General features: G+C 63.8%; 25 protein-coding genes and 1 tRNA gene. 11 read left to right on the top strand and 15 right to left on the bottom strand.

All coding sequences use genetic code 11. The annotated features are described in order from the left end of the window. Positions 1-201 precede the first annotated feature (201 nt). Positions 202-1,524 (top strand): NAD(P)/FAD-dependent oxidoreductase, encoded by a 1,323-nt coding sequence (locus ACNJYA_RS36225; protein WP_439364805.1) that lies wholly within the window; start codon positions 202-204, stop codon positions 1,522-1,524. A gap of 165 nt (positions 1,525-1,689) precedes the next feature. On the opposite strand, the gene ACNJYA_RS36220 is transcribed toward ACNJYA_RS36225, so the two are convergent. The 6 genes from ACNJYA_RS36220 to ACNJYA_RS36195 form a co-directional block, all read right to left on the bottom strand. Next, on the bottom strand, positions 1,690-3,129 hold the full coding sequence (locus ACNJYA_RS36220) for an FAD-binding oxidoreductase (RefSeq protein WP_439364804.1): 1,440 nt from the start codon (positions 3,127-3,129) through the stop codon (positions 1,690-1,692). Positions 3,130-3,345: 216 nt separating this feature from the next. Beyond that, positions 3,346-4,743 carry a dihydrolipoyl dehydrogenase gene (gene lpdA / locus ACNJYA_RS36215; protein ID WP_212256241.1) on the bottom strand — a complete coding sequence of 466 codons (1,398 nt, stop codon included), beginning with the start codon at positions 4,741-4,743 and terminating at the stop codon, positions 3,346-3,348. Between the two features lie 4 nt (positions 4,744-4,747). Then, on the bottom strand, positions 4,748-6,022 hold the full coding sequence (locus tag ACNJYA_RS36210; protein ID WP_260381154.1) for a dihydrolipoamide acetyltransferase family protein: 1,275 nt from the start codon (positions 6,020-6,022) through the stop codon (positions 4,748-4,750). Position 6,023: 1 nt separating this feature from the next. Next, positions 6,024-7,037 (bottom strand): alpha-ketoacid dehydrogenase subunit beta, encoded by a 1,014-nt coding sequence (locus ACNJYA_RS36205; RefSeq protein WP_260381153.1) that lies wholly within the window; start codon positions 7,035-7,037, stop codon positions 6,024-6,026. A 3-nt stretch (positions 7,038-7,040) separates the two neighbouring features. Next, on the bottom strand, positions 7,041-8,300 hold the full coding sequence (locus tag ACNJYA_RS36200) for a 3-methyl-2-oxobutanoate dehydrogenase (2-methylpropanoyl-transferring) subunit alpha (RefSeq protein ID WP_172786220.1): 1,260 nt from the start codon (positions 8,298-8,300) through the stop codon (positions 7,041-7,043). Next, a complete protein-coding gene (locus ACNJYA_RS36195; protein WP_439364803.1) occupies positions 8,297-8,662 on the bottom strand; it encodes a hypothetical protein in 366 nt (121 codons plus the stop codon). The genes ACNJYA_RS36200 and ACNJYA_RS36195 overlap by 4 nt, the downstream gene beginning before the upstream one ends. Positions 8,663-8,694: 32 nt before the next feature. Between ACNJYA_RS36195 and ACNJYA_RS36190 the strand changes: the two genes are divergently transcribed. Continuing rightward, positions 8,695-9,207, top strand: coding sequence for an Lrp/AsnC family transcriptional regulator (locus tag ACNJYA_RS36190; RefSeq protein ID WP_439364802.1), 513 nt, complete (start codon positions 8,695-8,697; stop codon positions 9,205-9,207). A gap of 113 nt (positions 9,208-9,320) precedes the next feature. On the opposite strand, the gene ACNJYA_RS36185 is transcribed toward ACNJYA_RS36190, so the two are convergent. Next, a complete protein-coding gene (locus ACNJYA_RS36185) occupies positions 9,321-10,652 on the bottom strand; it encodes an MFS transporter (protein ID WP_439364801.1) in 1,332 nt (443 codons plus the stop codon). Positions 10,653-11,289: 637 nt separating this feature from the next. Between ACNJYA_RS36185 and ACNJYA_RS36180 the strand changes: the two genes are divergently transcribed. The 3 genes from ACNJYA_RS36180 (at position 11,290) to ACNJYA_RS36170 (ending at position 14,929) form a co-directional block, all read left to right on the top strand. Continuing rightward, positions 11,290-12,183, top strand: coding sequence for an NAD(P)-dependent oxidoreductase (locus ACNJYA_RS36180; protein WP_439364800.1), 894 nt, complete (start codon positions 11,290-11,292; stop codon positions 12,181-12,183). 37 nt (positions 12,184-12,220) lie between these two features. Then, positions 12,221-13,702, top strand: coding sequence for an aldehyde dehydrogenase family protein (locus tag ACNJYA_RS36175; protein ID WP_172786003.1), 1,482 nt, complete (start codon positions 12,221-12,223; stop codon positions 13,700-13,702). A 147-nt stretch (positions 13,703-13,849) separates the two neighbouring features. Continuing rightward, on the top strand, positions 13,850-14,929 hold the full coding sequence (locus tag ACNJYA_RS36170) for an isocitrate/isopropylmalate dehydrogenase family protein (protein WP_439364799.1): 1,080 nt from the start codon (positions 13,850-13,852) through the stop codon (positions 14,927-14,929). A gap of 11 nt (positions 14,930-14,940) precedes the next feature. Here the strand turns inward: ACNJYA_RS36170 and ACNJYA_RS36165 are convergent, their stop codons facing one another. Both ACNJYA_RS36165 and ACNJYA_RS36160 read right to left on the bottom strand, forming a co-directional pair. Next, a complete protein-coding gene (locus ACNJYA_RS36165) occupies positions 14,941-15,837 on the bottom strand; it encodes a LysR family transcriptional regulator (RefSeq protein WP_212256254.1) in 897 nt (298 codons plus the stop codon). Positions 15,838-16,176: 339 nt separating this feature from the next. After that, a tRNA-Leu gene (locus ACNJYA_RS36160) sits at positions 16,177-16,261 on the bottom strand. Between the two features lie 154 nt (positions 16,262-16,415). Here ACNJYA_RS36160 and ACNJYA_RS36155 point away from each other — a divergent pair. Next, positions 16,416-16,955, top strand: a complete 540-nt coding sequence (locus ACNJYA_RS36155; protein ID WP_439364798.1) for a disulfide bond formation protein B — start codon at positions 16,416-16,418, stop codon at positions 16,953-16,955. Positions 16,956-16,958: 3 nt separating this feature from the next. Here the strand turns inward: ACNJYA_RS36155 and ACNJYA_RS36150 are convergent, their stop codons facing one another. Both ACNJYA_RS36150 and ACNJYA_RS36145 read right to left on the bottom strand, forming a co-directional pair. After that, positions 16,959-18,044 (bottom strand): AbrB family transcriptional regulator, encoded by a 1,086-nt coding sequence (locus ACNJYA_RS36150; RefSeq protein WP_172785999.1) that lies wholly within the window; start codon positions 18,042-18,044, stop codon positions 16,959-16,961. 100 nt (positions 18,045-18,144) lie between these two features. Then, positions 18,145-18,435, bottom strand: a complete 291-nt coding sequence (locus tag ACNJYA_RS36145; protein WP_172785998.1) for a PsiF family protein — start codon at positions 18,433-18,435, stop codon at positions 18,145-18,147. A 200-nt stretch (positions 18,436-18,635) separates the two neighbouring features. Here ACNJYA_RS36145 and ACNJYA_RS36140 point away from each other — a divergent pair, with 200 nt between their 5' ends. Then, the gene (locus tag ACNJYA_RS36140; RefSeq protein ID WP_439364797.1) at positions 18,636-19,118 is read left to right on the top strand and encodes a hypothetical protein; all 483 of its coding nucleotides are present in this window, start codon (positions 18,636-18,638) and stop codon (positions 19,116-19,118) included. Positions 19,119-19,241: 123 nt separating this feature from the next. On the opposite strand, the gene ACNJYA_RS36135 is transcribed toward ACNJYA_RS36140, so the two are convergent. Continuing rightward, a complete protein-coding gene (locus ACNJYA_RS36135; protein WP_212256262.1) occupies positions 19,242-19,790 on the bottom strand; it encodes a TetR/AcrR family transcriptional regulator in 549 nt (182 codons plus the stop codon). A 107-nt stretch (positions 19,791-19,897) separates the two neighbouring features. Between ACNJYA_RS36135 and ACNJYA_RS36130 the strand changes: the two genes are divergently transcribed. The 3 genes from ACNJYA_RS36130 (at position 19,898) to ACNJYA_RS36120 (ending at position 21,552) form a co-directional block, all read left to right on the top strand. Next, complete coding sequence (locus ACNJYA_RS36130; RefSeq protein WP_172785995.1) at positions 19,898-20,326, top strand: acyl-CoA thioesterase; 429 nt, start codon at positions 19,898-19,900, stop codon at positions 20,324-20,326. Between the two features lie 3 nt (positions 20,327-20,329). Next, positions 20,330-20,779 carry a PaaI family thioesterase gene (locus tag ACNJYA_RS36125; RefSeq protein WP_172785994.1) on the top strand — a complete coding sequence of 150 codons (450 nt, stop codon included), beginning with the start codon at positions 20,330-20,332 and terminating at the stop codon, positions 20,777-20,779. A 113-nt stretch (positions 20,780-20,892) separates the two neighbouring features. Then, positions 20,893-21,552 carry a DsbA family protein gene (locus tag ACNJYA_RS36120; RefSeq protein ID WP_439364796.1) on the top strand — a complete coding sequence of 220 codons (660 nt, stop codon included), beginning with the start codon at positions 20,893-20,895 and terminating at the stop codon, positions 21,550-21,552. A gap of 81 nt (positions 21,553-21,633) precedes the next feature. Here ACNJYA_RS36120 and ACNJYA_RS36115 read toward each other — a convergent pair whose 3' ends face one another. The 3 genes from ACNJYA_RS36115 to ACNJYA_RS36105 all read right to left on the bottom strand — a co-directional run bounded on the left by ACNJYA_RS36115 (position 21,634) and on the right by ACNJYA_RS36105 (position 23,990). After that, positions 21,634-21,840, bottom strand: a complete 207-nt coding sequence (locus tag ACNJYA_RS36115) for a hypothetical protein (RefSeq protein ID WP_172785992.1) — start codon at positions 21,838-21,840, stop codon at positions 21,634-21,636. 81 nt (positions 21,841-21,921) lie between these two features. Further along, positions 21,922-22,992, bottom strand: coding sequence for a phospholipase (locus ACNJYA_RS36110; protein ID WP_439364795.1), 1,071 nt, complete (start codon positions 22,990-22,992; stop codon positions 21,922-21,924). A gap of 26 nt (positions 22,993-23,018) precedes the next feature. Continuing rightward, positions 23,019-23,990: a S1C family serine protease gene (locus ACNJYA_RS36105; protein WP_439364794.1), complete on the bottom strand. Its 972-nt coding sequence runs from the start codon at positions 23,988-23,990 to the stop codon at positions 23,019-23,021. A gap of 282 nt (positions 23,991-24,272) precedes the next feature. Between ACNJYA_RS36105 and ACNJYA_RS36100 the strand changes: the two genes are divergently transcribed. Next, positions 24,273-25,691, top strand: coding sequence for a M20 family metallopeptidase (locus ACNJYA_RS36100; protein WP_439364793.1), 1,419 nt, complete (start codon positions 24,273-24,275; stop codon positions 25,689-25,691). Positions 25,692-25,800 lie beyond the last annotated feature (109 nt).

The following is a 25,800-nucleotide window of genomic DNA, read 5'->3' as shown; positions in this document are numbered from 1 at the left end:
CAGCGGACGGGCAGGTCCCGCCACCTTCCGCCGAACTGGGACTGGTCGGGCCTGAGCAGCTCGTATCATTCAAGCGGCCAAAAACCCGAACATCTTGCGAGGTCCGAGATGATTTCAGCACATTCTATTTCGCGCACGATGCGATGATGGGCTGATCGGGACTTCGCTTTCGTATTCCCGGCACCCGAGGTTCGTTGAAACATGTCGCCCCACGTCGAGCGCATTCACAGCGATGAGCGTCTCCCAGCCGAAGCCGATGTCGTCATCGTCGGCGGCGGCATCCTCGGCTCTACGGCCGCCTATTACCTGGCGAAGCGCGGCCTCTCTGTGGCGCTGCTCGAGAAGGGCCACGTGGCCTGTGAGCAATCGAGCCGAAACTGGGGTTGGTGCCGCCAGCAGAACCGCGACCGGCGCGAACTGCCGCTCTCGGTGATCTCCATGCGGCTATGGGACGAGCTCACGCGCGATATCAATCGGGACCTCGGATTTCGGCGCTGCGGTCTCGTCTATGCGACTCACGACGAGGCTGTGCTCGCCGGCTGGGAAAGGTGGCGCGAGGTCGCCAGGGAGTACGACGTCGACACCCGCGTGCTGAGCCGGGCGGAGGTGGCCGAGCGCGTCCCCGAAGCGCGCGACAGCTGGGTCGGCGGGACCTATTCGGAGCGGGACGGCAAGGCCGAACCTGCGCTCGCCGCGCCGGCTATCGCCGAGGGGGCCAGAACTCTGGGCGCCACAATCCACCAGGAATGCGCTGCGCGGGGGCTCGACCTGGCCAACGGCAAGATCGCGGGCGTGCAGACGGAGAAGGGCTATATCAGAACCAGCGCGGTGCTGTGCGCCGCCGGCGCCTGGTCGTCGCGCTTGCTTCGGCCGCTCGGGATCAGCTTCCCCCAGGCGAGCATCCGTCAGACCGCGCTGCGTTCTACCCCGACAATCAACATAGGCGAGGCGGTCTCCACTCCCTACTGCACGATCACGCGCCGACTGGACGGCAGCTATACGCTTGCGATCAGCGGCAAGGCGAACCTCGAAATCACGCCCCAGGCGATCCGATACAGCCGGGAATTCATGCCGCAGTTCTTGCGTCGGCTGAAGAACGTCAGGCTCGGCGTTGGCCGATCGTTCGTTTCGGGACCGGATTCGATGTCGGCGCTGCTGACCGACGACGATCGGATCTTCGAGCAGAATCGCGTGCTGGATCCACCGCCCTTGAAATGGCTGGTGAGCCAAGTGGTGGAGAGTGTCCGGAAAACCTTCCCCCAACTCGGGGAAATCAAGATCGATAGCGCCTGGGGCGGCTTCGTCGATTGCACGCCCGATGCAGTGCCTGTTGTGTCGCAGGTGGACGGGGTGAAGGGCCTCGTCCTCGCAGCGGGCTGCTCGGGTCACGGCTTCGGTCTGGGCCCAGGGCTCGGCTATCTGGCCGCACAGCTCGTCGTCAACGACACGCCTTGCGTCGATCCCGCACCGTTCCGGCTGTCGCGTCTGACCGACGGCTCGAAGCTGGATATCTCCGCGATCTGAGATCGAGCCGGAAGTCAGGCCCTGCAGTCCCTAAGGAGCGTTTCCTCCCCAACTCGAGCCACTCCTTCGGAGTGGCTCTTTCTTTATGGACACAAGACGATTTGGCTGATCGAGGTGCATCGAAGCCCACCGTTTGGAAAGCATCGCCAGCTCGCGGCCCATGGTTCAACGGACAGACTTCTCTCCCAACGGACGAACGACCGCGCCGGCGTTCATGATGTCCGCCGGATCAAAGGCAGTCTTGATCCGGCGCATCGCCGCGATACGCCCGACATCGCCGTACCGCTCCAGAAGGTGCTTCTTGAAACGACCGACGCCGTGCTCCGCGCTGAACGTGCCGCCGAGCGCCGCGGCCGTGTCGTAGAGTTGCAGCGAGAGGCTGCCTTCGATCCGCTTGGTGAATTCCAGCCGGTCGACATCGCGAGGAACGAGCACGTTGTAATGCAGATTGCCGTCGCCCACATGACCGTAGACGGACAGTTCAAGGTCGGCGTCATACGATCGCACCTGCGAGCCGGCAAGGTCCAGAAAGCGCTGAATGCAGGAAAGCGGCACCGAGATGTCGTGCTTGACCGATCCGTTCCGGCGCTTCTCGCCCTCGGGGATGGTCTCGCGGAGCCGCCACATCGCGGTCCGCTGTGATCCGCTCTGCGCCAGCAATGCGTCATCGATCCAGCCGGACTCGATCGCCTCGGCCAGAACGGCTTCCATCAGTTCGTCCAGATCGATATGCCGTGAGGAAGAGGCGATCTCGACGAGGACGGCGCCTGCTGGGCTTGTTCGAAGGGAGGGCGGGTCGGTCATTGCTTCGGTCGCGAGCGCGATGGATTTGGCCGCCATGAATTCGAACGTGGTCAGCAGGTCTGCGGATTCGCGGCGGACCAAGGCGAGAAGCTCGGCGAGCGGTGCCCCGTTCGCGAGCTTCAGCCAGGCAGTGGCGCGGCGGGTCGGCAAGGGCGCGAGACGCAACACTGCGCCGGTGACGATGCCGAGAGTCCCCTCGCTTCCGACGAAGCACTGCTTGACGTCGTAGCCGGTGTTGTTCTTCCGCAGCTTGCGCATGTCGGAGACGACCGTGCCGTCCGCCAGGACCGCCTCGATCCCGAGCAGCAGATCGCGCATCATCCCGTACCTGACGACTGACAGCCCGCCGGCGTTCGTGCCGATGTTGCCCCCGATCCGGCAACTGCCTTCCGCGCCGAGGCTGAGCGGCAACAGAAGGCCGGCAGCCGCCGCGGCGTCCTGTACGTTCTTCAGGATGGCGCCGCCATCGACAGAGATGCTCATGGACACGGGATCGATTTCGCGGATCCTGTCCATCCGCTCGAGGCTCACGATAATCTGGCGTCCGGATGCGTCCGGCGTAGCGCCGCCGCAATAGCTGGTGTTGCCGCCTTGCGGAACGATTCCGATCCCGTGGTGCGCCGCCAGCCGTACCACGTCAGCGACTTGCTGTGTCGTAGCCGGCTTCAGCACGGCAAACGTCGACCCCGTGAAGAGCTGGCGTTGATCCGTTGTGTAGGTAGCGATCCCCTCTGGGTCGTCAACGACACCTCGGTCGCCTACAAGGTCGCGAAAGGCCCGAACGTGTACTGACTGGGACATGCTCAGCTCCCGATTGGCATCGGGTGATCTTTGCGGGTTTGTGCCGCATTGGCTGCCGTTGAGAGGGCATTCCGAAGAAAACAATGCCGAATTACCACCGATGCCGGCAGCTTGCAGCGGGTGTCGAACGCCTTCATCGCCTATGCCGTTCCGGACTCCACAATTCCTCCGACGGGAGGCGCCGCCGCGGCGCGGGGCATGGGAGTTCCTATACGCCTAAATATGAATCGCATGTCCCAGCGACTTCAGCGCGGCCTCGTGAAAGGCTTCGCCTTGGGTCGGATGCGCATGGATGGTCATGGCGACATCCTCGAGGCGCGCGCCCATCTCCAGCGCAAGACCGAAGGCTGCCGAGAGCTCGGCGATGCCTGCGCCAACGCCCTGGATTCCCAACAGGAGATGATTGTCGGCTCGCGCGACGGTTCGGATGAAGCCGTCTTCCCGATCCAGCGTCAGTGCGCGGCCGTTGGCCTTGAACGGGAAGAGGTCCGTCTTGACCTCGAAACCCCTGCTGCTCGCCTCGTTGGGTGACAGGCCGACCGTGACAATCTCGGGGTCAGTGAAGCAGATCGCCGGGATCGAAATGCGGTCCCAGGCGCGACGGCGACCGGCAACGATCTCAGCCACCATTTCGCCTTGCGCCATGGCGCGATGCGCCAGCATCGGCTCTCCCGTGACGTCTCCGATCGCGGAGACGCCGTGCATCGAGGTACGGCATCGGTCGTCGATTCTGATAAAAGGTCCATCCATGTCGAGATCGAGAATCTCGAGCCCGAAGCCGCTTGTCGCGGGTCTGCGGCCGACCGTAACAAGGATCTTGTCGGCTTCGAGTGACGTCTGCTCCCCGCTGGCGGTCTCGATCGCCAGCGCCGCGCTTTCCGTGCCGAGTGCTTGCACCTTTGCGCCAGTCAGAACCGTGACTCCGAGCGCGGTCAGGCGCCTTGCGATGGGCTCACTTAGGTCGACATCATATTGCGGGAGAATGTGCGGCGCAGCCTCGACGACCGTGACGGCTGCGCCCATTTTCGCGAGCGCAGTGCCGAGCTCGAGGCCAATGTAACCGCCGCCGACCACGACAAGCTTCTTCGGGATTTCGGTGAGCGCCAAAGCCTCGGTCGAGGAGATCACGCGGCCTCCGAAGGGAAGGAACGGCAGCGCAACCGGCTCGGAGCCCGTCGCGATCACCACCGTTTCGGCACGGATCACCTGCCGGCCGGATGGCGTTTCGACCTCGACGGTCTTGCCGTCGCGAAAGGAGGCGCGACCAGCCACGTATCTGGCGCCGGCTCTTTTCAGTAGACCAGCCACGCCGCCGTTCAGGCGCCTGACGATATCATCCTTCCAGGCGATGGTCCTCGCGAAGTTGAGTGATGGCGGCGCAGCGGAAATGCCGAAGGCATTCTTGCCATCGGCGGCCCGCGCGATGATTTCATACTCACCGGCCGCATGGATCAAGGCCTTGGAAGGAATGCAGCCGACATTGAGACAGGTTCCACCCGGCTTTTCGGCCTCGACGATGATCGTATCGATGCCGAGCTGGCCGGCGCGGATCGCGCAGGTGTAGCCGCCGGGGCCCGCGCCGATGACAAGGAGCTTGCAGGTGATTTCGGTCATTGTCTTATGCGTCAATGAAGATCATGGCCGGTGTCTCCAGCTGTGTCTTGATCCGCTGCACGAACTGGGCTGCATCGAACCCATCGATCACCCGGTGATCAAAGCTGGACGACAGATTCATCATCTGACGCGGAACGAAGACGGCGCCATCCCAATGCGGACGGATGGCGATGCGGTTGACACCGACGATTGCGACCTCCGGATGATTGATGATGGGCGTCGTCGCGAGCCCGCCCAGTGCGCCGAGCGACGTGATCGTGATGGTCGAGCCGGTGAGTTCGTCGCGGGTGGCGCTGCCGTTCCGCGCCGCTTCCGCGATCCGCGCGACCTCGGCGGCGCAATTCCAGAGGTCGCGCGCTTCCGCATGCCGGACGACGGGGACCACCAAGCCGGTCGGCGTTTGCGTGGCAATCCCGATATGAACGCCCGCGTGCTGGTGAACGATCCCGGCCTCGTCGTCGAAATGGGCATTGAGATGCGGCAGCCCGGTGATCGCGCGCACCATGGCGCGCATCAGGAACGGCAACAATGTCAGTTTGGGCCTGCCCGGCTGCTTCTGGCTGTTGAGCTTCGCGCGCAAATCCTCGAGCGCGGTGACATCGACCTCTTCGATATAGGTGATGTGCGGAATGCGCGAGTTCGCAATCGACATCTTCTCGGCGATCTTGCGGCGTAAGCCGACGATCTTGATGTCGGTCACCGCGGTTTGCGCGGGATACGGCGTCGCTGTCGTTCCGATACCGCCGCGCGCGAAATGGGCGTCAAGATCATCGTGGGTGACCCGCCCCGCCGGGCCCGTTCCGCGAATCTGACGCAAGTCGACGCCTGCTTCCCGCGCGCGGAGCCGAACCGCCGGGGCGGCCAAAGGCCGATCGCTTGCGTGGCGGAGTAGCGCCGCTGATGGCTGCGTCCTCCGCGCATTGGGCGGATCGCTCGCCGGCACGCGCGGGGCGCTTGCGGCATGATCAGACTTTTTGGCCGAAGCGCTTGCCGCGGACGATGCGAGCTTCACCGCTTCCGTCGCGGGCGCGCTCTTGCCGTCGACCTCCAGCCGAACGAAGTCCGAGCCGATGGCGAGAACGTCGCCCACACTGCCGGCGAGCCAGATGACCCGTCCCTCGGCGGGCGAGGGAATTTCCACCGTCGCCTTGTCGGTCATGACTGCGCCGAGCACGGCGTCCTCGCGCACGACGTCGCCGACCTTCACGTGCCATTCCACGAGCTCGGCTTCCGCAATGCCTTCGCCGACGTCGGGCAGCTTGACCACGCGCTCGGCCATTTCAAGCCTCCAGCGTTTCGATCAGCGCACGACTGACTCGCGCCGGGCCCGGAAAGTAGTCCCATTCCTGTGCGTGTGGGTAGGGCGTGTCCCAGCCGGCGACCCGCGCGATGGGGGCTTCCAGATGATAGAAGCATCGCGTCTGGACCAGTGCGCAGAGCTCAGCACCGAATCCGGAGGTCAGCGTTGCCTCATGCACGATCACGCAGCGTCCGGTCTTCTTGACCGAGGCTTCGATGGTGTCGAGATCGAGCGGCAGCAGCGAGCGAAGATCGATAATCTCGGCATCAATACCGGCTTCGGTCGCGGCGGTCTCGGCGACATGAACCATCGTGCCGTAGGCGAGGATGGTGACGGCCTCGCCGTGCCGGCGGATCGCGGCGCTACCGAGCGGAATTGCAAAATGTCCGTCGTCGACTTCGCCGAGATCATGCTTCGACCACGGCGTCACCGGCCGGTCATGATGACCGTCGAATGGACCGTTATAGAGCCGCTTCGGTTCGAGAAAGATCACGGGATCGGGGTCCTCGATGGCGGAGATCAGCAGACCCTTGGCGTCGCGCGGGTTCGATGGCACGACGGTCTTGATGCCGCAGACATGGGTGAACAGAGCTTCCGGGCTCTGGCTGTGCGTCTGCCCGCCAAAGATGCCGCCGCCGGTCGGCATGCGCACGACGAGCGGGCAGGTGAACTGGCCATTCGACCGATAGCGTAGCCGCGCGGCCTCGGAGACGATCTGGTCGTAAGCCGGATACATGTAATCGGCGAACTGGATTTCGACGCAGGGTTTCAGGCCATAAGCTGCCATGCCGACCGCGATGCCGACGATGCCGAGTTCGCTGATCGGGGTATCGAAGCAACGGCTCGTTCCGTATTTCGCCTGTAGACCCTGGCTGGCGCGAAACACACCGCCGAAATAGCCGACATCCTCGCCGAACACGACGACATCGTTGTCGCGCGACATCATCACATCCATCGCGTCGCGAATCGCCTCGATCATGGTCCGCCGTGTCATGATTCAGACTCCGGCTTCCTGGCGCTGACGGCGCAGATGTGGCGGCATATCTGCGAATACGCCCTCGAACATGTCGCGCGCCGAAGGACGTTGCTCGGAATGAAGCGTGCCGTAGCTCTCGGCTTCCTTTTGGGCCGAAACGACTGTGTCCAGGATCTCCGCCTCAGCCTGCTTGTGCCGCTCCTCCGACCAGGCGCCGCGGACGATCAAATGGTTCTTCAGCCTGATCACGGGATCTCCGAGCGGCCACGCTTCGGATTCTGTCTTCGGCCGATAGCCCGCTGGGTCGTCCGAAGTAGAATGCGCACCGACGCGATAGGTTACGTGCTCGATCAGGGTAGGGCCGAGGTTGCGGCGTGCGCGTTCGCAGGCCCATTTCGCGACCGCATGGACTGCAAGGTAGTCGTTGCCGTCGACACGTAGTGCCGGAATGCCGAAGCCGAGACCGCGCGCTGCAAACGTGCCGGAGCCGCCGCGTGCGATGCCCTGGAAGGTCGAGATGGCCCATTGATTGTTGACGATGTTGAGCACGACCGGCGCGCGATAGGTCGAGGCGAACACCAGTGCGGCATGGAAGTCGGATTCGGCAGTTGCCCCATCGCCGATCCACGCAACTGCGATCTTGGTGTCGTTCTTGATCGCAGACGCCATCGCCCAGCCGACCGCCTGGATGTATTGGGTGGCGAGATTGCCGGAGATCGAGAAGAAGCCGTGCTCCCTGGAGGAATACATCACCGGTAGCTGGCGCCCCTTCAGGGGATCGTGCGTGTTGGAGTAGATCTGACAGGCCATCTCGACCAGCGAGTAGCCGCCGGCGATCAAAAGCCCCGCCTGGCGATAGGTCGGAAAATTCATGTCGCCCGGAAGAAGCGCCTTGCGGAAGGCGCAACTCACGGCCTCTTCGCCCATATGCTGCATATAGAACGACGTCTTGCCCTGACGCTGTGCTGTCTGCATCCGCGCGTCAAATGCACGCAACGTCATCATGTGACGCAAGCCCTCGAGCAGTTCGCTGTCCGAGAGGGTGCCTGCCCAGGGACCCACGGCCTCGCCATCGCGATTGAGCACGCGAATGACGGAGAAGGCGAGATCACGAATCGTCTCGGCGTCCACGTCGACTGCGGGACGATTGACCTGGCCTGCGCGCGGAATGCGGATGTTCGAGAAATCTGGCGTGCCGCCCGGGCGCACCGCTGGTTCCGGCACGTGCAGCCTCAGTGGCGGATGCTCGGCGGATTGAGCCGCCTCGCCTTGCGGGATCATGTCATGGATGAGGTCGGGGTCGGGCATTGGCTTTCACCTCTCACCTCGATTGCATCGATGCAGAATAACGCACCAACGCGGCGAACGAGCCGGTCGACGACGTCGCGGTCATCGATATCTATGGAAGCCGAGATGCGGCAGGCGTTCGAATCCACGCGCGCGCTGACGGCGGCAAGCCGCAGCCCCGCGACACGGGTCTGGTCGAGCAGGCGGCCGAGTGCGGCGTGCATATCGCTGGTCTGGAGTTCGAGAAAAAACACCGCATACGTCTCGTTTTGTAAGTACATCGTACTGGCAAAGACCAGGATTGTTGTTCTTTTGATCTGGGTATAGCCTGAATAGGCGATAAGGATTTTCCACATATCAGCCGTAAGGCCAGAATGGAGTTCTTGGTATGGTGCCGATCGGACGTGCCTCGAGGCCGGTCAAAGCCCCGCGCAAGGATGCGCTTCGGCTAGACGAGATCGATCGCAAGATTCTGCGCGCCTTGCAGCAGGATGCACGCCTGACGACGGCGCAACTCGCCGACGGGATTGGGCTCTCCACCACGCCATGCTGGAACAGGCTGAAGCGTCTCGAGACGCAGGGCTATATCGATGGCTACGTCGCGCTGCTCAATCAGGACAAGCTTGGCCTGCCCGAAACGGTCATCATAGAGCTGACGCTCGATCGTCACGACGAGGAGATGCTCGAACGCTTTGGCCAATTGCTGACGAATTTGCCGGAGGTGATCGAGGCCTATCTCACCACCGGCGATTACGATTACATTGTGAAGGTCGCGGTCGAAAGCACCGCCGGCTATGAACGCTTCCTGCGCGAAAAGCTCTATCGCATCCCTGGCATCCGGCACAGCCGGTCGTCATTTGCGTTGCGCTGCCTGAAAAAGCTAACCTCGGTCCAGGTCTAGCAAAGGATCGGGGCACTCCAGTCGAGCCCTCATCGCTCCTGACGGCAGTCGTCGAGTCTCCCCATCCCCAAAGTTGGGAATGGGGCTAGGATTTACCGGGCGTGCTGGAAAGGCTACCGTCCCGGCTCGCCGAACTCGTGCTTGCTGTCGTGGCCGCCGATGAACACCAGGACCCCGGCGATCAGCGGCAGGACCGCAAGCACGAGCAGGCCGGTCGAGGTTTGCCCCGTCGCTTCCTTGACCCAGCCGATCAGATAAGGACCGCCAAAGCCTGCGAGGTTGCCGATCGAGTTGATCAGCGCGATGGCGCCGGCGGCCGCCGTGCCGGAGAGCCAGGCGGTCGGCAGGGTCCAGAACACGCCGAAGCAGCAGAACACGCCGATCGCCGCCACCGTCAGCGCCACCATCGTTAGCGTGGGATCGGTGAGATAGGAGGACACCGCGAGCGCAATCGCCGTGAGCAGCAGCGGCGCGCCGACATGCATGACGCGCTCGCGGCTCGCATCCGAATGCCGCGCCCACAGGATCATGGCGATGGTGCCGAACAGATACGGGATCGCGGTGACGAATCCGGTCTGGGCGTTGGTGAGGCCGAACGCCTTGACGATCTGCGGCAGCCAGAACTGCATGCCGTAGAGCGCGCCGACGAAGCCGAAATAGATCAGGCTCAGCGTGATCACCTTCGGCGAGGTCAGCGCTTCGCCAAGAGACAGATGTTTGGCCGCCTTCTTGGCCGCAGCCTCCGCATCAAGCTTGGCCTTGAGCCAGGTCTTCTGCTCGGCCGAGAGCCAATCCGCCTTCTCCGGCTTGTCGGTGAGATAGAACCAGGTGGCGATGCCGAGCAGCACCGACGGGATGCCCTCGATGATGAACAGCCATTGCCAGCCCTTCAACCCCATGAGGCCGTCGAGCCCCAGCAGCAAGCCCGAGATCGGTGCGCCGATCACGGTGGATACGGGGACCGCGATCGCAAAGGCCGCGATGAAGCGGCCGCGGTACTCGGCCGGGTACCAATAGGTGAGATAGAGGATGATGCCGGGGAAGAAACCGGCCTCGGCGACACCGAGCAGAAAGCGCAGAATGTAGAAGCTGGTCTCGCCGCTGACCATCGCCATCAGCGCCGAGATGATGCCCCAGGTCACCATGATCCGGGCGATCCAGCGGCTGGCGCCGAATTTCTCCAGCGCCAGATTGCTCGGCACCTCGAAGATGAAATAGCCGATGAAGAAGATGCCGGCGCCCCAGGCGAACACCAACGGGGAAAATTTCAGGTCCGCATTCATGGTCAGGGCGGCAAAGCCGAGATTGACGCGATCGAGGTAGGAGAAGAAGTAGGCCAGCACCAGGAAGGGAATCAGGCGCCAGGAGATGGCGCGAATGGTCGAAGTCTCGATCGCCGACTTGGCAGCGCCGGCGGCACCGGCATAGGTGGTGGTCTGACTCATCGCGGTTCCCCCGTCTGTCCGCCAAGTCGACTTGGCTTCGTTATGATTGATGTTTGCGGATCTAATTCTCGGCAGAGTGCTGAGGCAATGCTGGCGTAGCGCAGTAATTCTGAACGGGGTGTCAGTTTTTCTCACGGGCCGATGTCCGGGTGACACTGCGGCCCTCGTTGGGCCGTCGACGTGCCTCGGCATGACGGAAGTAAACCCGTGGGTTTTTCCGACCACCGGGGGAAAGGCCGGCAGATCAGAAAAACCAAACGGGAGTTCAGAAAAAGCGCCTTGCATGGAACCGGACGACGCCGCTCATCTTGCGCCATCAAGAAAGAAGCCTGTCGCAGGCGAGGAAACGATGATTGCAAGCGGCCTATCCAGCGCAAGAGCATGGCTCGGCCTTCAAATCCGGTCGCGCCGCCACGCGTCGGTGCCGCAACGTTGCGCCGACCAAATGAGCCGCGGGGAGCATCTGCGGATGCGGGCTCGGCTAGCGTCGTGATCCGCTCTTACTTGCCAGAATTGCTGGCGCTGTCCATCGGATCGTGGTCGCCAAGCGCGGGAAGATCGTCGACGCGATCAGGCGACAGAGCAACAGATCATCTACGCCGCCATTCACGAGAGGCTTGCATGAACGATGAATGAGATGACCAAGCTGAGAGTCGGAATTGTCGGTGTAGGTCTGATGGGCCATGGAATCGCAAAGAATGTCCTGGCGCGGGGCAGCTTTCCTCTGGCCTTTCTCGACCATCCGGGCAATCAACCCGTTGACGATCTCCTCAGCCTCAGGGCCACGGCCTGCAAGACGCCCGGTGAGGTCGCGAGCGCGTCGGATGTTATCATCCTCTGCGTAACGGGTTCGCCTCAGGTCGAAGCGATCCTGACGGGCGAAGCGGGCGTTCTGTCTGGCCTCCGTAAGGGCGCCATCATTGTCGATTGCTCGACGGCGCTGCCGGACTCGACATTGCGGATGGCCGCCGCGGTCGAGGCGGCGGGTGGACGCTTTCTCGATGCGCCCATGACGCGCACCGCCAGGCACGCGGAAGAAGGAACGCTGAACCTTCTGGTTGGCGGCGACGAAGCCGACCTTCGCAGCGTCCGCGCGGTTCTTGCCTCTTTCACCGAGGGTGTGGAACATGTCGGCCCGGTGGGGTTCGGCCACCGGCTCAAGCTGCTCCATAATTATGTATCGATCGGCTTCATGGCGCTGCTTGGCGAGGCCGCGGCGCAGGCCGCCGATGCAGGCGTCGATCCGGCGGTCTTCGTCGACGTCCTTGCCAAAGGAGGCGGGGCTGGCGTTGCGCTCCAGCGCATGGCGCCCGCAATCGTGACGGGCGATACCGGCACGATCCCGTTCTTTATCGATAATGCGCTAAAGGATATCTCCTACTACCGGATGATGGCGAGCAACTCCGGCGCATCCAAAGCGATCGCAGACGGTGTCGGCACTGCGATCGCGGCTGTGGTCGAGAGCGGCCATGGCCAAGCCTATATTTCCGACCTGGCGCGGCTCCTTCGAAAAACGAAGCCGGCAGCCTAGACCGAGAACGAGTGTTGAGACAGGGACGACCGATCCAATGACAATGACCGATATCCGATTTCCCGTAGATGGCCGAACTCGCAAGATGTTCGTCGATGGCGCGTGGGTTGAGGCCCGCTCGGGAAAAGTCCTCGAGACGCGCAATCCCGCGACTGGCGAGGTGATCGGCCGTGTCCCGCGTGGCGATGCTGGCGACATCGACATTGCCGTTAGCGCCGCCCGGCGCGCCTTCGTGGGACCGTGGAGCCGCTTCAAACCGTTCGAGCGACAGGCTCTGCTCCTGCGCATTGCCGATCTGTTCGAGAAGCATTGGGAGGAGATCAGTCGGTCCGACACCGCCGACATGGGTATGCCGATCGTCAGGACGCGGGCGAACAAGCTTCGCGTGCTCGGCATGCTCAGATACTACGCCGGCATGGCGACGGCGATTCATGGGCAGACGATCGACAATTCGCTTCCCGGCGACATAGTTTCGTTCACGCGGAAGGAGCCGGTCGGCGTGGTCGGCGCGATCATCCCGTGGAACGCGCCCACCGCTGCGTCGGTTTGGAAGATCGGACCTGCGCTCGCGACCGGATGCACCATCGTGCTCAAGCCTTCCGAAGAGGCGCCGCTAACGCCCCTCCTGATCGCGGATTTGATGAACGAGGCAGGTGTGCCGCCCGGCGTCGTCAACGTCGTGACCGGGACCGGCCCGGAGGCCGGCGCGCCTTTGGCCGAACATCCCGGTGTCGACAAGATCGTCTTCACGGGATCCACTGCCACTGGCCAGGCGATCATCCGAGCGTCGGCCGGCAATCTCAAACGGGTATCCCTCGAGCTTGGCGGAAAGTCGCCGGTCATCGTCTGCGCCGACGCGGACCTCGACAAGGCTGTCCCGATTGCCGCGATGGCAGCGTTCGCCAATTCGGGCCAGATCTGCATCGCCGGCTCCCGCCTGTTCGTCGAGCGAGCGATCCACGACGAGTTGGTCGAACGGCTGGGAAAGTTCGCTTCGGCCCTCAAGATCGGCGACGGAGCTGATCCCATGACGGAGATCGGACCCCTCGTTTCCGAGAGACAGCTCGACAAGGTCGAAGGCTTCCTGAACAGCGGACGCGACCAGGGCGCGAAGGTCGTGACCGGAGGCCGAAGGCTGAGAGAGGGGAGTTTCGCGAAGGGCAACTTCGTCGAGCCGACCGTGTTCGCCGGCGTCTCCGACGACATGCAGATCGCCCGTGACGAAATCTTTGGTCCGGTCATTTCCGCACTGCCGTTCGACACGCTCGATGAAGCCGTGGAGCGCGCCAATGCGACACCATACGGGCTCGCGGCGGGTGTCTTCACGCGTGACGTGAGCAAGGCCCACATCATTTCGCGCAGTCTCCGGGCGGGATCGGTCTGGGTGAACACCTATCACGCGATCGATCCTGCATTGCCTTTCGGCGGCTACAAGATGAGTGGATATGGCCGTGAAGGCGGCACCGAACAGCTCGACGAGTACCTCAATACGAAGGGAGTCTGGATCAAGCTGGACTGACCCGATCATTCTCTCGGCTTCGCGATCAGTCGCGACGATACACATCTGATCGACGCTTCACCCAACGTGGCGCGCCGATGCCTGACCTTGCGCATTCGTGGCTGCGAGGGAAGAGACGAGACCACTACAATCAACCGAGCGAGTATCATGAAGGACAGTTACAAAATTGCGGTCGTGCACGGAGATGGCATCGGACCGGAAGTCGCTCGTGCGGCGGTTGCGGTGCTGCAGGCTGGTGTCCAGACCGGCACGCTCCAGTTCGTGGAATACCCGGCGGGTGCCACTCACTTTCTCGAAACGGGAGACTCTTTTCCGGCGACCTCGTTCGAGGGCTGTCGCGGGGCCGACGCCATTCTCCATGGTGCGGCTGGCATTCCCGGTGTGGTTCACCCTGACGGAACCGAAGCCGGACTTGATTTCACGCTCTCACTTCGCTTCAAGTTGGATCTGTATGCCAACGTGCGGCCCATTAGGCTCTACAAGGGCGTGCCGTCTCCGCTCGGGCATCCGGGGTCGATCGATTACGTCATCGTCAGGGAGAATAGCGAGGGGCTCTACGCCGCGCGCGGCGCGGGTGCGCTGCTGAGGGAGGAAGTCGCAGTCGACACGCTAATTCAGACTAGGAAAGGTATCGAGCGTGTCGTCCGGTTCGCGTTCGACCTCGCCAGATCGCGTAACGGCTCGCCAAAGGACGGCCGGCGCCGGGTCACCTGTTGCGACAAGGCCAATGTCCTGCGCACATATGCGTTCTTCCGTTCCGTCTTCGACGAGGTGGCCAAGGACTATCCCGACATTGAAGCCGAGCACGTCCTTGTTGATGCGATGACCGTTCATCTCGTCAACAAGCCATCGCACTTCGACGTCATCGTCACCGAGAACATGTTCGGCGACATCATTTCCGATCTCGGTGCCGCGACGGTCGGCGGCATGGGCATGTCCCCGTCGGAAGAAGTCGGTGATGGAATCGGCTTCTTTCAAGCTTCGCATGGCTCGGCGCCCGACATAGCAGGAAAGGGGCTCGCCAATCCCTATGGAACGATCCTGGCTGCGATACTGATGCTGAGACGCCTGGACCGGCGCTATCGCGATGATCGGCTGCGCCTTGGTGCCGACAGGATGGAAGCTGCCGTGTGCGCCGGGTTGGAGGATGCAGCGCTGAGGACACGGGACATCGGCGGCAATGCGACGACCAGTCAGGTCGTGGATGCGCTCCTGAAGCTGCTCTGAGCGGGAGGGCGTCAGCGCAGCTGGGAAAGACTTGAGCGGATCAAAGAGATCAGCTGCTCGGTGTTCGGGCGCCTGACCGAGCTGCGCGTGGTAATCAAGCCAATCTGGCGAAGCTTGATTTGATCGGAGAGCGGGACCACACGAAACCGCTGCACGCCGGCCTGCACCAGCGCGACTCGTGGCACGATCGCGATGCCGAGGCCGGACGCGGCCAGTGCCACCGCTGTCGTGGCGGCCTGAACTTCAAATTGAACATCGAGCCGGACGTGGAGCGTCTCCAGCGTCTCGTCGATCAACCCTCGCACGGCTGTCGTTTTCGACAGCAGGATGACCGGCTTGTCCACCAGATCGGCGAATCCTGTGCTTGCTTGCCCCTCGTCGAACACCGGCGGTACGCAGGCAAAAAGGGGGTCCTCAAGCATCGGCTCGAACTCATAGTCCCCCATGTCGGGGACTTGCGGACCAATACCGAACTCGACATCCTGCCGCTTGAGGAGTTCAAGCATAGGCGTCGTGGAGAGCTCCATGAGCTGGACCTGGCTCCGCGGATAGCGGACCTTGAATGTCGCCAGGATGTTGGGCAGCCATCCGGACGCGAGCGTCGGAACGCAGGCCATGCGAATGTGACGGCTGCGGGACTGTGCTGACTCGCTCAGCAAATCCAGCCCGGACTGAACTTCCTGGAGGGCGCGCTTTGCCTGCTCGAACAGAATTCGCCCCTCAGATGTCAGCAATACTTTCTGCGGCGTTCTGCGAAAAAGGAGGACGCCGATCTGCTCCTCCAAGTCGCGGATCTGCATGCTGACCGCAGAAGGAGACCGGTTCGATTCCTCGGCGGCCTTCCGGAAGCTTTCGTGCTCAGCTGCAAGCAGGAAGGTATGGAGAAGCTTGAGATTGATGTTCGACAAGTCCTATGCCCTGCTTCTGCGTTTCCGCGCATGTGACGGGGAGGGACAAAGCCCCCGTGCGCCGGAAGACCGATCTGTTCACAATATCCAGCGGCGATTGGTACGTATATCGAGTGGAAAGTTCAGCCGTCGTTCCTGGGGGCCATCTGCTCAATTCCCTCGTCGGGAATAGCGAAATTCGCCATGAACGTTTGTTCGCCCGATACCGACAAAAATGCCAACAAAACGGACGGCCGGAGCGAACTTTTACTTGTGGTTTCAATGCATCGCGAAGATTTTCCGGAGAAATCCGGGATCGAACCGACGGCTTAAGGCATAGTTATTATTAGTGTTTTATCGTGGTGCCCCTGGCCGGAATCGAACCAGCACTCCTTGCGGAACTCGATTTTGAGTCGAGCGCGTCTACCAGTTCCGCCACAGGGGCCCTCGGTCGGCCCCATAGGCGGCGTCGCGAAGCCGGCGGACTATAGCCATGGACGGGGCGGGGTCAACCCGCGCCAAAGTGATGTCAGCCGTTCTCGACAGCCGCATGGGCCGGGGCTAGAGGCTGGGGCGCGAGAGATGCCAAAGAGGCTGCCGTGACCACCGAGAGTGCCGCCATACCTGCGTTCAAGCCGGCCGCCACGAGCCCCGCGCTGACCGCCTCGGCGATGGTCACGCTGGTCGCCGTAGCCACGATTGCGGGCGCCTGGTTCTTCCAGGTCGTCCTGGAGATCCTGCCCTGTCCATTGTGCCTGGAGCAGCGCTACGCCTACTACCTCGCAATACCGCTCGGTGCGCTCACGGCGCTGGCGGCGCGGAGCGGCGCGCCGCGGCCGCTGCTGCTGGCGGGGCTCGCGATCCTCGCCCTGGCGATGCTCGTCAATGCCGGTCTCGGCGCCTACCATTCCGGGGTCGAATGGGGGTTCTGGAAGGGGCCGACCGACTGCTCCGGGCCCGTCGTCAATCTCGGCAGCGCCGCCGATCTCTTGTCGAAGCTCGACACCGTGAAGGTGGTGCGCTGCGACGAGGTGCAGTGGCGCTTCCTCGGCCTCTCGCTCGCCGGCTACAACGTGCTGATCTCGCTCTTGATGGCCGCGATCGCCGCGTGGGGATTGGTGCGGACGGCGAAGCGCTAAAGCTCAATCGTCCACGTCGTCCTGCGTGCGCCCGAACAGGTGCACGATGCCCGGCGTTGCGATCGTCACGAAAACGAAACGCGACAGGTGATGGGCGCCGACGAAGATCGGGTCGATGTGCAGCGTCAAGGCCAGCGCCAGCATCGCATCCATCGCGCCGGGCGCGAAGGCGACGATGACGTCGGAGAATTTCACCTGGGTGGTGAGCGCCACGATGCCGACGAAGATGGCGGAGACGGCGATGGCCACGGCAAACGAGCCCAGGGCCGCGCTGAGGTGGCCGGCGAGCGTCTTGATCCGCATCCGCGCGAAACGGCTGCCGATCAGTGCGCCGATCCCGATCAGCGCCACGCCGCGCACCCAATCCGGCAGGCCGCCCTCGACCCATCCGGCACCATGCAGCACGCTGGAGGCGATCATCGCGCCGAACATCCAGCTTGCGGGAAACCTGATCAGCCGCAACACGAGCGCTGCCGCCAGCGACGCGGCGGCCAGCTCGAGGAGATCGAGCGGCGAGGCGATGGTCGTTGCCAGCGACGGCGCAGCCGAGGGCGCGACGCCTGCAATCGCCAGCACCATCGGCAGCGCGGCGGTCAGGATGATGACGCGCATGGTTTGCACCACCGCAATGCCCGGCAGGTCGGCGCCGCGCTCGACCGCCAGGATCGTGATCTGCGACAGCGCGCCGGGGCTGCCGGCCAGGAAAGCCGAGGTGCGGTCCCAGCCATGGATGCGCTGGAGGTAATAGCTGGAGCCGAACGTGGAGCAGAAGGTGGCGAGCGCCAGCAGGCCGATCGTGAGAGGATAGGCGCTGACCTGCTGAAGCAAATGGCGCGAGACGACCGAGCCCAGCGAGATGCCGAGCAGCACCAGCACGGTCTGGGTCAGGATCGGCGGCAGGCTCAGCTGGCGGCCGGCGATTGCGGCGATCCCGACCGCGATCATCGAGCCGGAGATCAGCCCGCCGGGCAGGCCGGCGAGCAGAAACGCGAGGCCGCCGGCGGTGCCGATGACGAGCGTCTCCACCGTGCTCAGGATCTTGGCACGGCTCGGCCATTCGAACGACAGGGAGGCGGTGATTTGCTTCACGCCATCTTATCGCAAATCCGCCCGAGCCGCACAATTGCAGGCTCGTCATGCCGCAATGCGCGACGCCTTCCGCGGATGCTCGGAAGGAAGCGTGACGGGCTTATTTCTTGTCGGCGGCGGGAGCTGCGGGAGCGGCGGCTGCGCTGCCGGCCTTCGCCTCCTTTTTGCATTCGCGACGGAATTTCTTGCGCTCCTTCCCCTTCAATCCCTTGGCGTCCGCTTGCTTCGAGCATTCCAGCGATTCCGCCGATCGCTCCTTCGTTGCCTTTTTGTCGGGGACAGTGGCGGCAGTGTCGGTCTTGGCGGCCGGTGCGGTGGTCTGCGCGAAGGCGGTGCCGGTGAGGAGCAGGGAGGCGAGCGCGACGGCGGCGAGGCGGGACGTGAAGGTCATGTGGTGCACTCTGCTTGCGAGAATTGCGAAGGGCTGAAACGTCGGCTCGTGTTGCTGAACGCGACATGAATGAGTGAAGCGGCGGGATCACTATATTTTGCCGGCGCAACTCATCGCATCCTTGTCGCAAGCGGCCGGCACGCTAGGATAGCAATCCTCAATTCACTTCCGTCAGGGAAGACCAAGCAGGAGACCGAAGGATGACCATTCAGACGAAATTGTTGTGTGCGATCGCAGCGTCGGGTGTCGCGGCATTGCTGGCGAGCGCGCCGGCGCAGGCATTGACCGCGCAGGAGTGTAGCGCGAAGTACCAGGCCGCCAAGAAGGACGGCTCGCTCGGCACCATGAAGTGGAATGACTTCCGCAAGGCCCAATGCGGTGCCGATGCGACGCCCGCCGCTGCGCCGACCGCGGCAGCGCCCACGGCTCCCGCGGAGCCGAAGCAGGCCAAGAAGGAGGCGGCGCCCGCCGCGGCGCCGGCCCTGCCGGCGGGACCTGCGATCTACCCGAACGCGGTCGATCCGAAATATGCCAAGGAGCCCGCCGGCAAGGCGCGCCTGCACACCTGCGTCGACCAGTACAATGCCAACAAGACCACCAACGGCAACGGCGGCCTGAAGTGGATCCAGAAGGGCGGCGGCTATTACAGCGAATGCACCAAGAAGCTGAAGGGGGCCGCCTGAGCTTCGAATGCTACGAAGGCCGGAGCAACGCTCCGGCCTTTTCGCCTGTATTTTGGCGCACGATCTTTTCGGAAAACCGCTGCACCCTTGACGCTTACGCGGCCCTTCGGGTCCGGATCTGGCTCAGTCGAGCAGCTTCTCGGCCGATTTCGCCACGAGCTGCGACCGCTTGCGCGGACCGCTCTCGACGAACAACAGGCTCTGGCCGAAGATGAAGCAGTAGAACAGGAAGGCCTGCGCGTCGGCCTCCTCGGTCGCAAGGCCGTTGGCGCGATAGAGGTCGCCGACGTGCTTGAGCCGCGCCGCATCGACGCTCGCCACCGCTGCCGCGGCGTTCTCGTCCGAGCGGGCCCATTGCCGGATCGCAAGCTCGATCGCCATGCCTTCCGGATTGAGCCGCTCGGAATAGAGCTGGATCACCGCCTTCAGCCGTTCGCGCGGCGCTTGCCCGTCAAGGCTTGTCTGCTGCGCGATCGCGGCAATGCGGCCCTTGCGCCAGGCTTCCAGCATGGCCTCGAGCAGCGCGGCGCGATCGGCGAAGCGCCGGTAGAACCCGCCCTTGGTGACGCCGAGGTTCTTGGCGAGCACCTCGACCCGTACGCCCTCCACCCCCGCACGGGCGAGCTCGGCAAATCCAGCCTCGACCCAGACATCGCCCTTGCCGTCGCTCATGAAGGAAGCCTCACCCGGACTTGATACGGTGCCGTATTGCTAACGCGACACGGGTTTGATACGCTACCGTATCAACGATCAAGGGCGAAATTGCGGGAGGAATTGCGATGGAGCAGGAGGCAACCTATCGCGGCACGGTCTATCCATGGCAATGCGACCATGTCGGGCACATGAACATCATGTGGTATGTCGGCAAGTTCGACGAGGCCAACTGGAATCTGTTCGCTCGCATTGGCCTGACGCCGAGCTATTTGCGCTCCTCCGGCCGCGGCATGGCCGCGGTGCAGCAGAACATCGCCTACAAGCGCGAGCTGCTCGCCGGCGACATCGTCGAGATCCGCAGCCATCTGCTCGAGATCAGGGACAAGTCGATCCGCTTCCGGCACGACATGACGAATGCCGAGACTGGCGAGCTCGCCGCGACATGCGAGATCACCGGCGTGCACATGGACCGCCAATTGCGGAAGTCCGCGCCGTTCGCCGATGCCATTCGCGAAGCGGCCTCGAGGCATCTTGCGGAACCTGCCGAGGTGTGAGCCATGACAGCCTTCGAGCCGAAAAACCCGGGCTACCGCGCGGCGGCCATCGCCATGTTCGATGGCCAGCCGGCCATGCGCACGCTCGGCATCGTGATCGTCCGCCTCGCACCGGGCGAGGTCGAGCTGGCGATGCTGCATGCACCGGCCCTCACACAGCAGAACGGTTTCATCCATGCCGGCATCATCACGGCCGGGCTCGACAATGCCTGCGGCGTTGCGGCCTTCAGCCTGATGCCGCCGGAGGCCGGTATCCTCACCGTCGAATTCAAGACCACGCTGCTCGCGCCCGCCCGCGGCGAGCGCTTCGTCTTCAAGGCCGAAGTGGTCAAGCCCGGCCGCACGCTGACCTTCTGCGAGGCAAAGGCCTACGCCGAACATGACGGCAAGACCACGCTGATCGCCACGATGAGCGGGACGTTGATGGCGATGCTGCCTCGCGCGGCGGCTTAGCTGGACCGGGTGCGATTCGCGTGGCAATCCCGCCCGCGCCATTCTATATGACCCGTAACAATGGCCGGTCCGCGGGCATATATCCGCAAGATGGGGCCGGAACGGGACGAGATATGACCGGATTTGGGAAGAGTGGCCTTGCGCCGACGCGGCGCGCAGCCTTGACGCTGATCGGAGCGGGTGCTCTCGCGGTGGGTGGCATCGTCCCGGCGCGCGCGGCGGCCGGCGATGACGAGGTGCTGACCGAAGCCAAGGTGCTGCGCGATCCCGACACGCCCGTCGCAGGCAATCCCGACGGCAACATCACCATCGTCGAATGGTCCGACTACAATTGTCCCTATTGCCGCAAGCTCGAGCCCGAGCTGCGCCAGGTGGTCCAGGACGACGGCAAGGTGCGGCTGGTGATGAAGGACTGGCCGATCCTCGGGCCGGTTTCGGTCACCGCGGCGCGGAGCGCGCTGGCGGCCAAATTCCAGGGCAAGTATCACCAGGCCCATGACGCCATGATCGGCGTCAGCTCGCGCCTGACCGAGCCGCGCATCAACGAGCTGCTGGCGGCCGCCGGGGTCGACATGGACCGGTTGAAGCGCGATCTCACCGGGCACGCCAAGGACATCGACGCCATCCTCAAGCGCAACAACGAGCAGGCTGAAGCTTTCGGCTTCCATGGCACCCCGTCCTTCATCGTCGGCAAGTATCGCGTGCCCGGCGCGCTCAGCATGACCGAGTTCGAGCAGGTCATCGCCGACGCCCGCAAGGCCAAGATGAACTGAGCCGCCGATATTTCAGGACGCAACAGAAAGGCGCCGTCGCGGAGTTCGCGACGGCGCCTTGTTCATGTCGATCGGACGAAATTACTTCGACGAGATGCGGACCCAGTCCTTGTGCGCGCGATCGCGCAGCGCATCCCAATCGGCCTTGGCGACGTCCCAGTTCACGATGGTACGGTTGGTCGTCGCGACCTCACCCTTGGCGACCGACGACGTCTGCATGGAATCATAGATGTAGACGCCGCACGCAAGCAGCAGCGCGCCCAGGATCATTCCAAAAAAAGTCTGCATGGCGAACCTCCGGTGACGGGCAATAACGTCGGCCCGGAGTGATGGTTCCGCGACCATGCGGCGCATCTAAGGAGAGATTGTTCATTCTGCATTCAGCCACTCCATCAGCTCCGCATTGATCTCGCGCGGATAGGTGTGGCTGAGGTCGTCGACCTCGCGATAGATGACGTCGGCACCGCCGGCGGAGAGTGCCGCCTGCGTCTGCCGTGCGGTCTGCACCGGAAACATCCAGTCGAGCTTGCCGTGAGTGATGAAGACCGGCAGGCCTTGCAGGCGCGTTGCGTCGGCCATTTCCGCCATCAGCGGATGGAAGGTCGCCGCAACAGGCGCGAGATGCGTGAAGGGCGAGGCGCCGTCGAGGCCGGTGACGTAGCAGAAGGTGCCGCCATCGCTCATGCCAGTTAGTAACATGCGCGAGGGGGTGATGCTCCAGCGGCTGCGCACCGCCTCGAGGATGCGCATGAGGTTCGGCGTGTCGGTGTCGTCGCCCATCAGCGCCCAGGTGGGCCCGGTCGCAGTCGGCGCCACCAGGATCGCGCCAAGACTGCGGGCGTCGCGGAGCCAGCTCCACAGAAAGCCGCGGCCGTTGCCGCTGCCGCCATGCAGCGCCATCACCAGCGGCATGGCACACTTGGGCGTGTAATATTCGGGGACATAGACCGAGAAGCCGCCGCGACTGCCGGGCTCGTTGTGGTCGTGGAAGATGCCGGTATCTTCGCTCGCGCCGGCTTCGAGATTCGACAACAAATCCGCATTGTCGCGATTGGCGGCGTTGAGGAAGAAGCCGCTCACGGGCGGAAACTTAACCGCCAGCGGATAAAGCGCCTCCTGCGCGCGCGGGACATGGCGCAGGGCGCGGAACACCGCGACGAGATCGCCATGGCCCCGCTCGACTTCACGAATGCCGGCAAAGGCAGCGAGCGTCTCGCCGCAGGCGCGATCGAGCCGCTCGCGCAGGCCAGCGAACTGCTCCGGCCAATCCCCGATTGCGGCGTGCGCCGTCTGCAGCGCCTCGTCCGGCGTGCCGATCGCATCCATCACCGAGGCGAAAGCTGGCGGATGCAGATGCCGTTGGAAGAAGCCGAGTGCTTCCAGCGCGTTGAGCAGCGGCGGCAGCACGGCCACGATGTCGTCCACCACGGCCTCGGTCATCGCCCGCTTCCTCAAAGCCCTTGGGATCAGTGCAGCTTCGGCGCCTTCAAGAGCTTGAAGCGATCGGTCGACGTCACCGTGACGTCGAAGGTGACGCCTTCATGATGAACGGTGAGCGGCACGTCGACGCCGGCGGCGCCGAGCGCCCACATTTTTTTGTAGAAGGCGGTCTGGCTCGTCACCTTGTCGCCGTTGACGGCGAGGATGACGTCGCCGGTCTTCAGCTCGGCGCGAGCGGCCGGGCCGTTGGCGGAGATCCCGATCACCACCACGCGGTTGTCGATCTCGGTCGAGTACAGCCCGAGCCAGGGCCGTGCCGGCTTGTTGACGCGGCCGAATTTGCGCAAGTCCTCCAGGACCGGCTTCAGGAGGTCGATCGGCACGATCATGTTGACGTGCTCGGCCTTGCCGTCACGTTCGCGCTCGAGCTGGAGCGAGCCGATGCCGATCAGCTCGCCGCGTTCGTTGAGCAGTGCCGTGCCGCCCCAGTTCGGATGTGCGGGAGAGGTGAAGATGGCCTCATCCAGCAGATATTCCCAGTAACCGGCGAATTCCTGTTTCGCCACGACCTGGCTCGCGACCGAGCGCGTGCGTCCGCCGGCGCCGCCGACCACGACGCGGTCGCCGATCCGCGTCGCCGCCGACGAGCCGAGCGGCAGCGGCGCAATGTCGAGCTGGCCGAGCGCCTGCACCAGCCCGAACCCGGTCTCGGAATCGAAGCCGAGCGCATGGCCCTCCACCACGCGCCCATCGGCGCGGTGCAGCCAGACTGAATCTGCCTCGGTGATGAGATAGCCTATCGTGAGAACCAGGCCGTCGTCGATCACGACGCCGTTGCCGGCGCGTTCGGTGCCCAGCGTCTCGGCACTGAACGCGTCCGGGGGGATGATGGCGTGCAGGCCGACGACGGAGCCGAGCGCGCGGTCGAGATCGAAACCGTAGTCGCTCGCCCGCGGCTGGTTCGCCGGCGGCACTCTCCATTCGGTCAGGGTGCTCATCGAGTTCTCCTGGCTGAGGGCATCGCTCCGGCAAGTCTGGCGGAGCGACGCGCGAAGCACGCCTAATTTAGGCCGGAGCAGGCGGTCTTGAAAGCCTCGTTCCCAACTATTCGGGAGAACGCTGCGTGAAATTTTCGAAAGGCCTGGAAACACCTCTTGCACGGGTCGTCATGTCATCCGGCCGCCGCCGCATGGCTGCTGTCCGGCGCGGTGCTAGGCGCCGTGCAGTGAAGCTGCTAACCATTGCCGCTTCGTTGGACCAAGGGATCACGGACGACAAGCATGGACAACCGCAGCGACATCTGGCGTGGCATCGATACGATCAAGGAACGTTTCGTCGACCTCAGCGACAGGGTCTGGGGCATGCCTGAGGTCTGCTACACCGAGGCGCGGTCCGCCGCCGAGCATCTCGCCGAGCTGCGCCATCAGGGATTCCGCATCACCGAGAACGTCGCCGGCATCCCGACGGCGCTGATCGGCGAGTGGGGCGAGGGCGGTCCGGTCATCGCCTTCATGGGCGAGTACGATGCGCTGCCGGGCCTCAGCCAGGAGGCGGGTGTTGCCGAGCATCGTCCGATCGAGACCGGCGGCCATGGCCATGGCTGCGGTCACAACCTGCTCGGTTCCGCCGCGCTGCTCGCCGCGACGGCGGTAAAGGACTGGCTGGCGGAGAACAAGGTGCCCGGCCGCGTGCGCTATTACGGCTGCCCTGCGGAAGAAGGCGGCGCCGCCAAGGCCTTCATGGTGCGCTCCGGCGCGTTCGAAGACGCCGACATCGCCATCACCTGGCACCCTCACAGTTTCTGGGAAGTGGCGGTGACGCCGTCGCTCGCGAATACGCGCGCCGATTTCACCTTCACCGGCCGCACCTCGCATGCGGCGGCCTCGCCACATCTCGGCCGTTCGGCGCTCGATGCGGTGGAATTGATGAATGTCGGCGTCAACTACATGCGCGAGCACATGCCGAGCGACGCGCGCGTGCACTACGCGCTGCTCGACACCGGCGGCATCGCGCCCAACGTGGTGCAGGCCCATGCGCGCGTGCGCTATTCGATCCGCGCGCGCGATCTTCCCGGCATGAACGAGCTGGTCGAGCGCGTGTCGAAGATCGCGCAAGGCGCGGCGTTGATGACCGAGACCAAGGTCGAGATGAAGATCATCTCCGCGGTCTCCAACATCCTGCCGAACGGGCCGCTGGAGCAGGCGCTGCACCAGGTCATGGAAGAGCTCGGACCGCCGCATTTCGACGATGCGGACAAGAGCTTTGCTGGCCAGATCCGTGCGACCTTGAGCGACAAGGACATCGCGTCCGTCTATTACGCGATCGGCATGGAGCCGACCGATCGGCCGCTGGCCGACTTCCTGGTGCCGCTCGATGCCAAGCGCAACCCGCTCGTCGGCTCGACCGATGTCGGCGACGTGAGCTGGGTGGTGCCGACGGTGCAGGTGCACGCACCGACGGTTGCAATCGGCACGCCCTTCCACACCTGGCAGGTGGTGGCGCAGGGCAAGAGCCCGCACGCGCACAAGGCCATGGTGCAGGCGGCCAAGGCCATGGCCGGTCTCGGCATCAAGGCGCTGACGGAACCGGAGCTGATCAAGGCCGCCAAGACCGATCTCCAGAAGCGGACGGCCAGGACACCTTACGTCTGTCCGTTGCCGGATCAGGTCGCGCCGCCGCTCGACATGTCCGTGGCGTAGAATCGGCCTCGATACTTCGTCTGATCCAGCGAACAAATTTTCCGCAGTGCAGCGCGCAATCCAGCAGATTTTGCTGCTGGATTGCCAAACGGATGGGCTGCTGAGCGCA

The organism is Bradyrhizobium sp. BLXBL-01, assembly GCF_051853025.1.
In the GTDB taxonomy this organism is placed as follows: domain Bacteria; phylum Pseudomonadota; class Alphaproteobacteria; order Rhizobiales; family Xanthobacteraceae; genus Bradyrhizobium.
Note: the sequence above shows the minus strand (reverse complement) of the source record. Positions and strands in the feature narration are given on the sequence as shown.